This is a genomic window from Shewanella abyssi, assembly GCF_023284025.1.
GTDB lineage: Bacteria > Pseudomonadota > Gammaproteobacteria > Enterobacterales > Shewanellaceae > Shewanella > Shewanella abyssi.
Genome location: NZ_JAKIKR010000007.1, coordinates 100714 through 114381, shown reverse-complemented (window position 1 = coordinate 114381; position 13668 = coordinate 100714). Strand labels below are relative to the sequence as shown.

General features: G+C 43.9%; 16 protein-coding genes and 2 tRNA genes. 11 read left to right on the top strand and 7 right to left on the bottom strand.

Annotation, left to right across the window (positions count from 1 at the left end; all coding sequences use genetic code 11):
• Positions 1–87: 87 nt before the first annotated feature.
• The 3 genes from minE to minC are packed head-to-tail and all read right to left on the bottom strand — an operon-like array spanning position 88 to position 1850.
• The gene (gene minE / locus L2755_RS05295) at positions 88–348 is read right to left on the bottom strand and encodes a cell division topological specificity factor MinE (protein ID WP_248979691.1); all 261 of its coding nucleotides are present in this window, start codon (positions 346–348) and stop codon (positions 88–90) included.
• A 2-nt stretch (positions 349–350) separates the two neighbouring features.
• Entirely contained in the window at positions 351–1160 is an 810-nt protein-coding gene (gene minD / locus L2755_RS05290; RefSeq protein ID WP_248979690.1) for a septum site-determining protein MinD, read from the bottom strand.
• 24 nt (positions 1161–1184) lie between these two features.
• The gene (gene minC / locus L2755_RS05285) at positions 1185–1850 is read right to left on the bottom strand and encodes a septum site-determining protein MinC (RefSeq protein ID WP_248979689.1); all 666 of its coding nucleotides are present in this window, start codon (positions 1848–1850) and stop codon (positions 1185–1187) included.
• Between the two features lie 120 nt (positions 1851–1970).
• Between minC and L2755_RS05280 the strand changes: the two genes are divergently transcribed.
• From L2755_RS05280 to L2755_RS05270, 3 genes are all read left to right on the top strand, one after another.
• A complete protein-coding gene (locus L2755_RS05280; RefSeq protein WP_248979708.1) occupies positions 1971–2252 on the top strand; it encodes a YcgL domain-containing protein in 282 nt (93 codons plus the stop codon).
• A 30-nt stretch (positions 2253–2282) separates the two neighbouring features.
• The gene (locus tag L2755_RS05275) at positions 2283–3284 is read left to right on the top strand and encodes a lytic murein transglycosylase (RefSeq protein ID WP_248979688.1); all 1002 of its coding nucleotides are present in this window, start codon (positions 2283–2285) and stop codon (positions 3282–3284) included.
• A gap of 173 nt (positions 3285–3457) precedes the next feature.
• A complete protein-coding gene (locus L2755_RS05270; RefSeq protein WP_248979687.1) occupies positions 3458–3898 on the top strand; it encodes a YcgN family cysteine cluster protein in 441 nt (146 codons plus the stop codon).
• Between the two features lie 100 nt (positions 3899–3998).
• Here the strand turns inward: L2755_RS05270 and L2755_RS05265 are convergent, their stop codons facing one another.
• The gene (locus L2755_RS05265) at positions 3999–5561 is read right to left on the bottom strand and encodes a LysM peptidoglycan-binding domain-containing protein (RefSeq protein ID WP_248979686.1); all 1563 of its coding nucleotides are present in this window, start codon (positions 5559–5561) and stop codon (positions 3999–4001) included.
• Between the two features lie 90 nt (positions 5562–5651).
• Positions 5652–6428, bottom strand: coding sequence for a hydroxyacylglutathione hydrolase (gene gloB / locus L2755_RS05260; RefSeq protein WP_248979685.1), 777 nt, complete (start codon positions 6426–6428; stop codon positions 5652–5654).
• A 107-nt stretch (positions 6429–6535) separates the two neighbouring features.
• On the opposite strand from gloB, the gene L2755_RS05255 reads away from it, so the two are divergent.
• Entirely contained in the window at positions 6536–7270 is a 735-nt protein-coding gene (locus L2755_RS05255) for a class I SAM-dependent methyltransferase (protein WP_248979684.1), read from the top strand.
• Positions 7271–7286: 16 nt separating this feature from the next.
• Positions 7287–8183, top strand: a complete 897-nt coding sequence (locus L2755_RS05250; protein ID WP_248979683.1) for a LysR substrate-binding domain-containing protein — start codon at positions 7287–7289, stop codon at positions 8181–8183.
• A 17-nt stretch (positions 8184–8200) separates the two neighbouring features.
• Here the strand turns inward: L2755_RS05250 and rnhA are convergent, their stop codons facing one another.
• Positions 8201–8680 carry a ribonuclease HI gene (gene rnhA, locus L2755_RS05245; RefSeq protein WP_248979682.1) on the bottom strand — a complete coding sequence of 160 codons (480 nt, stop codon included), beginning with the start codon at positions 8678–8680 and terminating at the stop codon, positions 8201–8203.
• Positions 8681–8752: 72 nt separating this feature from the next.
• On the opposite strand from rnhA, the gene dnaQ reads away from it, so the two are divergent.
• The 6 genes from dnaQ (at position 8753) to L2755_RS05215 (ending at position 13064) form a co-directional block, all read left to right on the top strand.
• Positions 8753–9478 carry a DNA polymerase III subunit epsilon gene (gene dnaQ / locus L2755_RS05240; RefSeq protein ID WP_248979681.1) on the top strand — a complete coding sequence of 242 codons (726 nt, stop codon included), beginning with the start codon at positions 8753–8755 and terminating at the stop codon, positions 9476–9478.
• An 11-nt stretch (positions 9479–9489) separates the two neighbouring features.
• Positions 9490–10809 carry a TIGR03503 family protein gene (locus tag L2755_RS05235; protein WP_248979680.1) on the top strand — a complete coding sequence of 440 codons (1320 nt, stop codon included), beginning with the start codon at positions 9490–9492 and terminating at the stop codon, positions 10807–10809.
• A 119-nt stretch (positions 10810–10928) separates the two neighbouring features.
• Positions 10929–11005: transfer RNA gene (locus L2755_RS05230), tRNA-Asp, on the top strand.
• Between the two features lie 84 nt (positions 11006–11089).
• Positions 11090–11166 (top strand) — tRNA-Asp (locus L2755_RS05225).
• Between the two features lie 930 nt (positions 11167–12096).
• Positions 12097–12528: a universal stress protein gene (locus tag L2755_RS05220; protein WP_248979679.1), complete on the top strand. Its 432-nt coding sequence runs from the start codon at positions 12097–12099 to the stop codon at positions 12526–12528.
• Positions 12529–12605: 77 nt separating this feature from the next.
• Complete coding sequence (locus L2755_RS05215) at positions 12606–13064, top strand: universal stress protein (protein ID WP_248979678.1); 459 nt, start codon at positions 12606–12608, stop codon at positions 13062–13064.
• A gap of 422 nt (positions 13065–13486) precedes the next feature.
• Here the strand turns inward: L2755_RS05215 and L2755_RS05210 are convergent, their stop codons facing one another.
• A complete protein-coding gene (locus tag L2755_RS05210; RefSeq protein WP_248979677.1) occupies positions 13487–13636 on the bottom strand; it encodes a hypothetical protein in 150 nt (49 codons plus the stop codon).
• Positions 13637–13668: the final 32 nt, after the last annotated feature.

Below are 13668 nucleotides of genomic sequence, written 5' to 3'. Positions count from 1 at the left end.
ATTTTACCAATGACGTAACGCAACGCAACGATAAAAACACCAGAAGATGACTCAGACTCAAGCCATACTCAACGTGTTTTCTACTCGTTACCCTTGATCTGGCAAGGTGACATTGAGCTCGAGTACCGATAGATTGTCATCATTTTGATCAAGTTGCACCGATACCTGATCGGCACCGACTTTAACGTATTTGCGAATAACGTCGATGATCTCCTGCTTCATTTGCGGGAAGTAATCAGGTGCATCTCGCTCACCGCGCTGGTGAGCAACAATGATCTGCAAACGTTCTTTGGCGGTTGCAGCAGTACTCGTGTTCTTCTTCGTTTTAAAATAATCAAGTAATGACATAATTAGCTACCAAAAATTCGTTTTAAGAAACCCTTCTTCTCTTCCATAATAAATCGGAAAGGCAGTTCTTCACCAAGCAATCGATCGACAGCATCACTATAAGCCATACCCGCATCACTCTCTGTATCAATAATAACAGGTACACCAGAGTTTGATGCTTTTAATACCGCTTGTGATTCTGGAATGACACCTAATAATGGAATCGCGAGGATCTCTTCGACATCCTCAACGCTCAGCATTTCGCCTGTGGTTACACGAGCTGGGCAGTATCGGGTCAGTAAAAGGTACTCTATAACAGGCTCAAGTCCCTCCTCTGCACGCTTAGATTTACTTTGTAACATACCCAAAATGCGGTCGGAGTCTCGAACCGAACTCACTTCTGGGTTCGTTGTTACAATGGCCACATCGGCGAAATACAGCGCCATCATCGCGCCGGTTTCAATACCCGCTGGTGAATCACAAATAATATACTCGAAATCTTTTGCCAAATTATTGAGTACAGTGCCAACGCCTTCTTTGGTTAACGCATCTTTATCGCGTGTCTGAGATGCTGGCAATACAAATAGCTTAGGGCAACGCTTATCTTTAATCAGTGCTTGGTTTAAATTTGCTTCACCGTTTATGACATTAACAAAGTCATAAACGACACGTCGTTCACAACCCATAATCAAATCTAGATTACGCAGACCGATATCAAAATCGATCACTACGGTCTTATGACCTTTTAATGCAAGGCCGGTGGCAATTGCTGCGCTGGTGGTTGTTTTCCCCACACCGCCTTTTCCTGATGTGACAACAATAATTTGCGCCATTTAGTATTCCTTATTATTTGCGCTCTACAGAGGCAATGATTCAACCGTAAGCGATTCGCCTTCTAGGCGAATACAACCGCTCGGAGCGGCTCCGTTTTGCTGAAGATTTTCTGTTAACCAGTATTGACCTGCAATCGATACCAGTTCAGCTTCAATTTTTTGTGCCATTATCACGGCATTTTTATCACCAGCTGCGCCAGCCATTGCTTTGCCACGCAAAGTGCCATAGATATGGATACTGCCATCAGCAATCACTTCAGCACCATTGCCCACAGCACCGATTACAATCAAGTCACCGTTTTTTGCATAGATCTGCTGACCTGAACGAATGTTTTGTTTGACGATTTTGGTGGTCTTTGGCATCTGAGGTTGGTTTGAAGCGGCTTTGCCTGATTTAATGATGGCTAAACCGATTGATTTTGCCATTGCATTTATTTCAGGTAATGCGCTAGTGATCCCAACAATAATAAGTTGGCGGCTAGTCAAAATATCTTTCAAGCCTAATAGATCAAAATTACTTGCTTTAATGGTACTCAAATTGACCACTAAAGGCGCACCAAGAAAAAATTGAGGTGCTATAGCAAGTTTACTGTCTAACTCCGCCGTTATAACTGCCATATCCTGACTATTAATATGCAGAACAGAGAGAGTAAAAGAGGAGCCTTTTAATTCGAGGCTGGGTGTTTGCATTCCTGTATAACTCTCTAGAAAAATTCAGCGTAATGCTGATATCCATTATATTGCTAACAGTCCATGTTATAGTGTGTGGCATAAGCTGGCAAGTTGAATAGTCTGGAAATTGAGTCGTATATGATCTGTGCTGTGTATAAAAGTTTAAGAAAAGCGGATAGCTATCTTTTTGTTGAGAAACGCAATGAATTTGAACGAGTTCCAAGCGCCTTAATGGAAATGTTTGGCGAACCTAAATTGGTGATGATACTACCGTTTGATAAGCGTGACCATTTAGGTTTTGCCGATATCAAAAAAGTACAAGCGGAATTAAAAGAGAAAGGATTCTATTTACAGTTACCGCCGCCTGTGGTTAATTTATTAGAACAACATAAGAAAGACATTGGTTTTAACCCTGATTAACAGCATTTTGTCAGGGAAAAGGGAATATCTATGCTATTTAGTAAACAGAATTTTACATTAACATGTGGGTTGATGCTCTCTTTTACTGTGGTAGCAAGCGATGCTAATGCAACAACTAAAGGGAGTTTTAGCGATTATGTTGCTGAGCTAAAACTCGAGGCTCAAGAACAAGGGGTCAACAGGCAGATCATTGATGATGTGTTTCCTAAGATTAAAATGTTCAAGAAGGCAGTTGCTTCTGACAAAGCGCAACCAGAAACAAAGTTAACGTTAGAGAGCTATCTTCCACGAGTGGTTCCTGACTGGAAAGTCGAAAAAGCCCGTAATTTGTTTAAAACTCACCAAGTAGAATTAGAGCGCATTGGTAAGTTATACGGTGTGCAACCGCGTTTTATTGTGGCTTTATGGGGTGTAGAGTCAAATTTCGGTAAGTTAACGGGTAATTATCCAGTGTTATCGGTAACGGCTTCATTAGCTTATGAGGGCCGTCGAGAAGCTTTTTTCAAAAAGGAATTTTTTGCTGCGCTCAAAATAGCGGAGCAAGAGCAATTTTCCTTTGAGGAGATGAAAGGCTCTTGGGCGGGAGCCATGGGACAAACCCAGTTTATGCCCACCTCCTTTTTAGCTTATGCCCAAGACGGCGACGGTGATGGTAAAAAGGATATTTGGAGTAATACCAGCGACGCTTTTGCATCTGCTGCGTATTATTTACAGCAAGCCGGTTGGAAAGCGTCTGAAACTTGGGGCCGACAAGTTAAGGTTCCTGCTACATTTGACATAGCCCTTGCTGATTTAACCATTAAGAAAACATTCTCACAATGGCAAGCGCTTGGGGTTAGACGATTTAATGGCAGCGACCTACCCAATCGAGATGACATGATGATCTCGATGGTCATGCCTGATGGTGCAAAAGGGCGAAAGTACCTGGTATACGATAACTATCGCGGATTGCTGCGTTGGAATAAGTCGAACTACTTCGCCATTTCAGTGGCTTACCTTTCGGAAAGAATTAAGTATCCACCGAACAGTTAACTGCAACACCATTAATAGCGGCTTTTTAGCCGCTATTTTTATATTACTCGGCACCGTTGATGCCTAAAACACCGATTAAACTTGGCTCTTATGACTTGAACTCTAGTGCAACAGAACACGCTGCTGGTGTACAATAGCGTCTCTTTGAGCAAAATAGAGTTAACGATCTTAGCATGGCATTTTGGAATGAAAAAACACTAGCAGAGATGAACACCACCGAGTGGGAGTCATTGTGTGATGGCTGTGGTAAATGTTGCCTCAATAAGTTGATAGATGATGACACTGAGGAACTCTACTATACCAACGCAGGCTGTAAGTTATTAGATGCCAAACAGGGTCATTGCCAGAATTACCAACAACGCTTTAGTTTTGTACCATCGTGTACCAAAGTCACTATCGATAATTTAGCGATGCTAACGTGGTTACCTGATAGTTGTACTTATCGACGCCTAAATGAAGGGCGTGGCTTGCCGACTTGGCATCCGTTAACAACAGGCTCAAAAGAGGCGATGATCGAAGCGGGGATCTCGGTTGCGGGTAAAGTGACTTGTGAAACTAAAATTCGCTATATGGAAGATCACATCGTTATTTGGCCAATGAAAGATGTAGAGTAAGCTGGCCGAATTAATCAAACATATAAAAATGCCGATAAGTTAACCTTATCGGCATTTTTGTTTTTCGAGCTCAGCTTACGTTTAGCGCTAACCGAGCGTATTACGCTCTTACTTTAGTCATATCAACGTATAACTTAAGTGTCTGGCCTGGCTGAATATACTTACTTTTTTCAAGTGAGTTCCAACGCACAAGATCGCTTACTTTAACGTTAAACTTACTGGCAATTCTCGCTAAAGAATCACCACTACGGACCTTATAACTAATAGTACGCATGACTTCAGTTAAGCTTTGCTTGCTAACAGTGCTATCTCCAGTCCAAATAACCAGTTTTTGGCCTATTTGAAGAGGGTCTTTGGGCGCCATGCTATTCCAGCTGGCGAGTTGTGATGTTTTAATTTTATGTTGCTTGGCTATTTTCCAAAGTGAATCACCTGATCGCACCTTGTATGTTAGCTTCTGCTGGCCACGTGTTTTATTTTGCTTACGGTTCTTACGTTGTTCGGCCGACAGCAAATATTCATCGAGGTTTTTGGCCGCGACAGGAATTAATAGAAACTTACCTATGACAATCGTGTTGCCATTAATATCGTTGACTGACTTTAACGCCGACACTGTGGTGCGATAGCGTTTGGCGATAACGCCTAAGCTGTCACCGGATTTTATCTTATAACGTTCCCAATTTAATCTATCGCTCGTTTGGGTATTGTTTAGGGCGACTTTAAACGCCGCTGCTTTTTCTACGGGTAACACTAAGTTATGTGGGCCTGCAGGCGCTGTTGCCCAGCGGTTAAATCCAGGGTTGAGTTTATGTAATGCCGATGTCGTCATATCAGCGAGTTCGGCTGCTAGAGCGAGATCAATTTGACTACCAATTTCAATGATTTCAATCTGAGGCTTATTACTGATTGGCGTTAACACAATGCCATACTCGTCGGCATTCTTAATCACATCAGCCAGGGCCAATAACTGCGGCACATAACGTTCTGTTTCACGTGGTAAGTTCAAATGCCAGAAATCAGTCGGTATGCCCTTTTTCTTGTTGCGCTTGGCAGCGTTGATCACTCGGCCTTCACCGGTATTATAGGCAGCAATTGCATATAACCAGTTGTTACCTGTCTTATCATATAGATATTCAAGCATATCGAGCGCGGCAATGGTCGCTGCGGGCACATCACGGCGACCGTCATACCACCAGTTCATCTGCAAGCCAAAGTGGCGTGCCATCGGTGAAGTGAACTGCCATAAGCCAGAGGCTGCACCGTGAGAGTATGCAAATGGATCAAATGCGCTTTCGACGATAGGCAAAAGAGCCAATTCGATAGGTAAGTTACGTTTTTCCAACTCTTCCACAATCAAGAACATGAAGGGTGTTGCACGTTCTGAAACACGCTTTAAGTGTTGTGGATGCTTGATATACCAATCGCGGTATTGTCTGACTAATTTTTCATCGGGAATGTCCATCTGCATATTGAGACGGATCCGTTGCCAAATATCAGTGACTTCGACCACTTCAACAACTTCCGGTTGAGCGGATTCTACGACGACTTTTCCTGCCGCGATAGGTGCTGCAGGAGTTCCTTCTGAAGTCGGTTGGTTACTTAATGTTTGGCAACCAGTCAGCAGGGCAATCCCCCCCGCGACAAATAAAATGGGTACGCGCATGTAAAATGTGTGTCCTTTATTTAGGCCAAAAAAAGCCAGATTTTATCTGGCTTAGTGGCGCTGGATTAGCGGGCTATTGTAAAGTATTTTTTAGAAATTGTCTTTCCATTGGCGCAGAAGTGCAAAGCTATGCACGCTATCATTTATAGGTTGTTGGAATTGCTCAGCTAAAGATGTGTGTATTGCTGCGGTATGACTGCGTAAAAAGGGGTTTATGGCTTTCTCGAGGGCGATAGACGACGGTAGCGTCGGGGTGTTTGCGGCTCGCAGCTGCTGGGCGTGCTCAGTGTACGTCGCCAGTTGTTTGTTGTCGGGGTCGACGACATTAGCAAAGGCGAGATTCGCGAGGGTGTACTCATGGGTGCAACACACTCGGGTGCTATCGGGCAAGTGACTTAGCTGCATTAGCGAGGCTAACATTTGCTTAGGCGTGCCTTCGAACAAACGGCCGCAACCAGCACTAAATAGGGTATCACCGCAAAATAGAACATCTTCTATCAGATAAGCAATGTGACCTAGTGTGTGCCCTGGAACCTCGATGACTTCAGCGGTGAGCCCAATATTTTGAAGTTTTAGTTTATTGCTCGCACTAACAGGCATATTAACCCCGGCAATATTTTCCATCGTCGGGCCATAAACCGGGGTATTACTGCCATAATGACTCAGTAGTTTCGCTATGCCACCAGTATGGTCATGATGGTGATGTGTTATCAATATACCCAGTAACGGGATCTGCGCTTTATCAAGAAAATGGATAACGACATTAGCATCACCAGGATCAACAACATAGGCGCCGGGAGTATGAGCAACTTGCAAAGCCCAAATGTAGTTATCATCAAAGGCGGGTAGTGGAGTGACTGTTAACATAGAAAATCCTAATAATTTGGGCGCTAAAACAAGTTTACTTATCAAAGCTATTGCTTGTATAGCGCTTTCGTCATTAAAGTATAGCTTCAGCCGATCAGGAGATTGCTTTGACTCATACAGGTATTCCGCTAAAACCTTATCATTGGTCAGAATTACCAAACGGTCCCGTTATACGTGAAAGTATAGAAGAAGCCCTGTTTTCATGGTGGCCGCGGGTGTTTGGTTATTACATGCTCAGCCTTGGGCCGCTAAGTGCCAAAATAGATAAAACAGGGCTTGGGATCAGTTGCCAATACTCCCTTTTTGATGAACCGCAAGCCGATATTGTGGCTGACTATAGCCAGCTGCCAATTCAAAATGCTTGTGTCGATGCCGTGGTGATGAATTTTCTGCTTGAATTTGAAGATGATCCATATAAGTTGCTGCGCGAAGTCGACCGGGTGTTAATTTCGGGTGGCTATCTGATTATCGTTGGATTTAACCCATTAAGCCCGATGTTCTTGGGGAAAATGTTGCCTAAGCATCAACAAGAGATCCCCTGGAATGGCCGCTTCTTTATGCCATCTCGTGTTAAAGATTGGCTTGGACTGCTCGGTTACCAAGTCGTTGCTGATGAGCGATTGTTACATCATCACCTGCTAAAAGAGGTTAAAAGCGACAGTATTTGGTCTCATGCCTTAGAATCATGGTTGCCGAGTACAGGCAGTCTCTATGTGTTGGTGGCACGAAAGCTCGAAACACCGCTCACGCCAATCAGAGCAAAGCGAAAAGTTAAACAACCTAACTGGTCGACTGCGCCGAGTGCGGGTCGAACGGGTCATACTTCTCAATCTTCTAAATAAATGGTTAAGACTATTCATGCGTATTACCTTGAAACAACTCGCTATCTTTGAAGCTGTTGCCCGCAGTGGGCAAGTGGCGAAAGCGGCAGAGATGGTGAACTTATCTTCTCCCGCTGCGTCAATGGCACTATCAGAGCTAGAGAAACAACTGGATACTCGATTATTTGAACGGATCGGTAATCGACTGCGGCTAAACTCACAGGGCAGTATGCTACTGCCGCTTGCAACTGATGCGCTGCAGAAGATAGATCAGATAGAGCATGCGTTTTCCCCCGCTGGCACTGAGTTATGTGGGGATCTCAATGTGAGTGCCAGTTCAACCATAGGTAATTATCTATTAGCAAGAAGTGCAGTGGCTTTTTGCCAGCAGCATACCAACACGTTAGTCAATGTTGACATTGATAATAGCCAAGCGGTTATTAACGCCGTGCTTGAATTTAGAAGTGAAATGGGTTTTATTGAAGGACAATGTCTCGATAGCCGCATTGCCGTTGAAGCTTGGCACAAAGACCGTTTACTCATTTTTTGCCATCCAGCGCATCCATTAGCGGGTAAAACCGTTAGCCCCCATGAACTCGTCGGTCAGCCCTGGGTCATGCGAGAAGAGGGCTCAGGCACTCGAGATTACTTTGTCAATGCGGCCAATATGCTTGATATGCAGCCACAAGAGAAGTTTAGGTTCTCAACCCCCGATGCGATTAAACAGGCCGTAAAACAGGGGGCTGGGCTAGGTGTGCTCTCTGAGTTGACTTTAGAGAAAGAGATCAGCCGCAAAGAGCTTGCCGTTATTAATGTTGATGGTCTGCTGCTTGAACGAAAATTTTATCGAATTCATCACAAAAGCCGTAATTTTACCGCGATTGGCTCGGCGTTTATCGCTTTTTGCCAAGACTTTTTGAACACCGACAGCTAATCATTATTGAAATGCCGTTAAGCTTGTTGAGCTAAGTAGCCACCGTCTTCTTGGGTTGGCTTTTTCTCAGCAGCTTGACGAGCTAAGTCATCGCAGCGTTCGTTTTCGATATGGCCAGCATGGCCTTTAACCCAGCGCCAGTCGATTTGGTGCAGTTGCGAAACCTTATCGAGGCGTTGCCATAAATCGACATTTTTTACTGGTTGTTTGGTCGACGTTACCCAACCGTTGCGTTTCCAACCATGGATCCACTGCGTGATCCCTTGGCGCATGTATTGGCTATCACTGGTTAGAGTCACTTGGCAGGGGACTTTTAGCGCCTCTAATGCCACAATAGGCGCGAGCATCTCCATGCGGTTGTTGGTCGTAAGCGCAAAACCATCGGCGAGTTCGTTAGTTTGTTTTTTGTACTTCATTACAATGCCGTAGCCCCCTGGCCCAGGATTTCCTAAGCAAGAACCGTCGGTAAAGATAGAGATCTGTTTCAGTCCAGTCATCAAGTTGATACCATAGCTAAAGTGCTGGGCGAGTATACCCAAAAAATTTAACTGAGAAATGCATTAATTCACATGAATATTATTTCAAGCGCTAAACGTCAGATTATTCTCGATACTGAAACCACAGGTATGAACCAAGCCAGTGGTCCCATTTATCTTGGCCACCGAATTATTGAAATTGGCTGTGTTGAAGTCGTCAACCGCAAGTTAACGGGGCGCCATTACCACGAGTATATCAATCCGCTGCAGCCAATCGATCCTGAGGCTATTGAAGTTCACGGTATTACCAACGAGTTTGTCGCAGATAAACCCAAGTTTCATCAAATTGCCAAGAGCTTTATTGAGTTCATCGATGGCGCTGAAATTGTGGCACATAACGCAAGCTTCGATGTTAGCTTTATGGATCATGAATTTTCGATGTTGCAGCCTATTGGGCCAAAGACGGCCAGTATCTGTCAAATCCTCGATTCACTGGCGATTGCAAAGCATCTTCATCCAGGTCAAAAAAATAACCTTGATATACTTTGTAGACGTTATGGCATAGATAACTCACGCCGAGAGCTCCATGGCGCACTGCTGGATGCTGAGATTCTAGCTGACGTTTACCTCATCATGACCGGTGGGCAAACCAAGTTTAACCTGTCGGGTGATGAGGCGGGGCAAGAGGGCGGTATAAATAAACTTGCCAAAGACCGTGCAAAACTTAAAGTGATCAGCGCAACGGCCGATGAACTAACTAGACATGAAGAACGACTCGATTTAGTTGCTAAATCTGGACAGTGTATCTGGCGGGGATAGAGCTTAATTCTATGATTAGACGTGTAATATCTTGTGTGGCAATTGCATCCTTGTGGCTAACGATAAGTCAGTTTTCCGTTGCCGAAGTCATGCATTCATCTCAGGCATCAGAGTTAAAAAATCGATTTAGAATTGATCATATGGTCGAGAGTGTGACGCTACTCATTCAACGTCAATACGGTAGTGCACCTGTCATCATAGTCAAACCCGATGGCAGTAAGTGGTATGTCAGCCGCCACCCTGAAAACGTGAAATGGGTGGATGGCTTAACCGGCGATATGATCACTATCGAAAATCCAATGCCAGGCCCTTGGCAATTGATTGGTAAAGTGGTTGAAGGCTCTGTCATTGATAAAGTCTCGGCGCTATCCATCGATGTGGATCCTATTCCGCAGCCATTGTATCAAGGCGAGCGCTTAAAACTCACCGCTCGCTTGATGGGTGACGCGCAAAAGATACGCCTTCCTGGGTTAGATTTCTTGATGAACTGGACGGCAAAATTTATCAGTGACAATAACCCCGGCGATGAAAACTTTGCTGCTGGGAGCGTTATTGTCGGTACCTATCGGGATAATGGCGAGGCATTAGACGAGCGGCCTGATGATGGTGTCTTCACCAGTAAACTCAATTTAACCCAGGCTTGGGGAGGCTACACCCTGCAAGTTACGGCTAAAAATGCCGTGCTTGAACGTCAGTATTCTGAACCCTTTAGATTGTCGACTCGACCGATTGACGTGGACATCGTTGCGCCACAAAATCTAGAATCGGGTCAATGGGATCTGCGTATTATCGTTGATGAAAATGAGCTGGTTTTGGCGCAGACTCATATCGAAGCCGAACTCGTTGGGCCTGCCGGAATGCGTTTGCAAGTGACCGTTTCCGATATTAATAGCACTGAAACCCTGTATAGCCTAAGCAAAGTGAATGACTTTGGTAGTTATCGAATAAAGCTCACCGCGGTGAGTACGACCAAAACAGGGCGAGAGATCTACCTGACATTACCTGAACAGTTTTTTAATTTTATTAAACCTCCAGAGCCACCGCCGTCAGCTGAAGAGCTGGCAGCTAAAGCAGATATCCAAGCTAAAAAAGCTGAAAGTACCGCCAAGGAAAATGCGCTATTGTTGTTAATAACCGTTAATTCGGTATTGCTTCTTTTAGGCATATTGGTGTTGTTGTTTGTTCGCAAGCGCAGTAACTTAAAGAAAGCACTCGCGGCGGCTCAAGCAAGGATGGAGAAAGAAACACGGCAACAGAAAATAACCTTAGCGCTAGACGAAATCGATTTATCTATGCCTGAAGATTTTGATGAGCCAAAAGCGGGGTATTAGTGCCGCTGTAAAGGTGTTAAATATCGAAATTGGTCATTTTTTAGCTGGTTAGTCATGGTTGATGCAAAAATTGATTGACTGAGTTTGGCTGGCTACGTATTATTCATCGCACTTGATGTGGAGCGGTAGTTCAGTTGGTTAGAATACCGGCCTGTCACGCCGGGGGTCGCGAGTTCGAGTCTCGTCCGCTCCGCCAATCAAGTGCTAAATTACCCGCTATTTGTTAGTGACATAATGAATAGAATAAAGACTAACTTCTAGTGAGTCTTTATAAGAGTTAGGAGTGGTAGTTCAGTTGGTTAGAATACCGGCCTGTCACGCCGGGGGTCGCGAGTTCGAGTCTCGTCCACTCCGCCAACATAAAGACGAAAGCCTCATCGAAAGATGAGGCTTTTTTCGTTTAAGCTCCCTTAGATCTCTATCTGACTTTAGTACTCACTCACTTTTAACTCAAAGTGAGTTATACCAGTTACATTAAAGATGTGTTCAATTCAGAGCTCTCTCAGGGCTCTTCAATGTAAGGCGCATCGTTGAAGAAATGGTTATTCCCTTTTGAGACAATGCAACACCACAGTGAAAGTCCTGAGAAGCTCACTAGGTGCGGGTTTCAAAGCCCTGTATGCTATGTTAGATGCTCTTGATATAGAATAACTATTAGCTTCAATCATCCGCCTTGCCTACAGGACTTTGAATTCCCGCTGAATGAACAACTACTTAATGTAATTGGTATTAGAATAGAGCCTGATTCATATTCTGCTTATCTGGATTGACACTATTTAAGTTAAGATCAATTCGCCCACCACTACGCCAAGCCAAAACCATCGATAACTATTTTTAATCGTGCACTTAGGCACCTTGGCCTGCAAGATTCTACCGTTACTGAGATTGATCTCGCATAATCACAGCATCCATAAGGTGAAACACTGCACAGTAAATTAACCGTAAAAGCAGACAAAGTTGACTTGACGAACTATAAATAAAAGTCGAAAGCATATGCGTGTTTATCCCGTAAAGGTTTGATAGTGATGAAATATAAGAGGCGGACTTAAGGCCCAGCTAAGTCGTGGCGCTTCGCTCCCACCTGAGTGAGGTCTAAAATGGCTGATAAGTTGAGGCCAGAGAGTTCAGATTATTCGAGGAGGGAGATGAAGCGTAAAAGTGGCTTAAGTCAGCTTGAAGTGGCTTAAGTAAATATTTTATTAGCTTGCCATCGACAATCGGTTAAAAAAGCATCAGTTTTACTGTAAAACTCAAGATGAAAGCTATGCTTAAATTAACGGAGGTATTATGAAAACTCGTCAAATTTTATGCCCAACCGACTTTTCAGAAACAGCATCCCACGCATTGCGCTATGCGATTGAAATGGCTAATTTTTATCATGTCTGTTTTCGCTTGCTGCATGTGGTGGATCAGGCATATGCTAATGAGAATTACCAGATCTTAACTATCACTCCAGAAGAGTTGGCTAAAAGTATGGAAGATGCCGCGGCTGAAAAAATGCAACAGCTACTTTCAGGTCTTAAGAGTGAACTCACTATCAAAACGGTCATAAGACGTGGTTTGCCAGTGGAGCAGATCCTCGAAGAGGCAGAGGCTAATGATGTCGGAATGATAGTGATGGCCAGCCATGGCCGCACCGGTTTCTCTCACTTTCTGCATACAAACGTTGCCGAAGGGGTCGCTAATGGTGCTAAGTGTCCGGTATTAGTAGTTAAATAAACAGAGCTCATTCGACTAAGTCATCTGGGCCTTAAGTGCTATCGAATAATATGAATGAATAAGAAGGAGAATTCATTATGCGTACTCGTCAAATTTTATGTCCTACTGACTTTTCAGAAACAGCTTCCCATGCTCTTAGCTATGCCATTGAGATGGCGAATTTATATCGGGTCAATATCAGGCTACTGCATGTGATGAGTACGCCTTATGGTGAACACAATTATGGTGAACATAATTTTGGGATAGTCGCTGAGAGTTCCGAAGAGCTCAAAAAGAAGTTAGAAGCCTATTCAGAAGAAAAATTAGCGGAATTAATAGCCGAAATTGAACCAGCTATGGATGACCTATTAAGTGTGACACCGGTGATCAGATGTGGTGATATTTTTGCTCGTATATTAGAAGACAGCGTGGAAAATGAGGTCGGAATGATTGTTATCGCTAGCCATGGTCATACCGGTTTGTCTCATATGCTGCATCCTAATGTGGCTGACGCGTTGGCGAATAAGGCTAAATGTCCAGTACTGGTGGTTAAATAAATCTGAGACTCATTATTTCGAGTTCAGGTTAAATAAGTGACTGTTTGAATGGGCCTATCCCCATTCAAGGCTGAGTACTGTGTCCGAAAGAATAGAAACATTAATCGACCATATATGGCTATTATGGACATTGTACTAGCTGCAGTCTAATGTCGAACAGCATGTAAGGACTCTCTATCTAAGTTTATACTAGCCTGTACCCAAGTGTGTTCGTGTCACAGGGCAATCGGAGGGACTTTGGTTCTAGGTACTCGAGACTACTTAACTTTGATTAACTACGCCACTTCAGTTCAAACTGGCCACTGATGTTGGAAGAATCATCCTTTAATACCGAACTTGTCTGTTAAACGCTCACGATAGAAGTCTTGCTCCCTGGTGAATTGGGTACCGAACAGACCGACTTTCCTAACATTATCATTGACTTATTGTTGCGCAATGGCGTCGGCAATATGCAGCAGCGCAATAGCAACCTTAGCACCCACTTCATCGGTGACTTTATGCGTGAAACTTAGACTCTTTCTAAATGCACAAACCCCTTGAAATATACCGACTTTCGATGAATGGAATGACATGATTTTTAGGGGGAATTACCATCTTTCTTCTA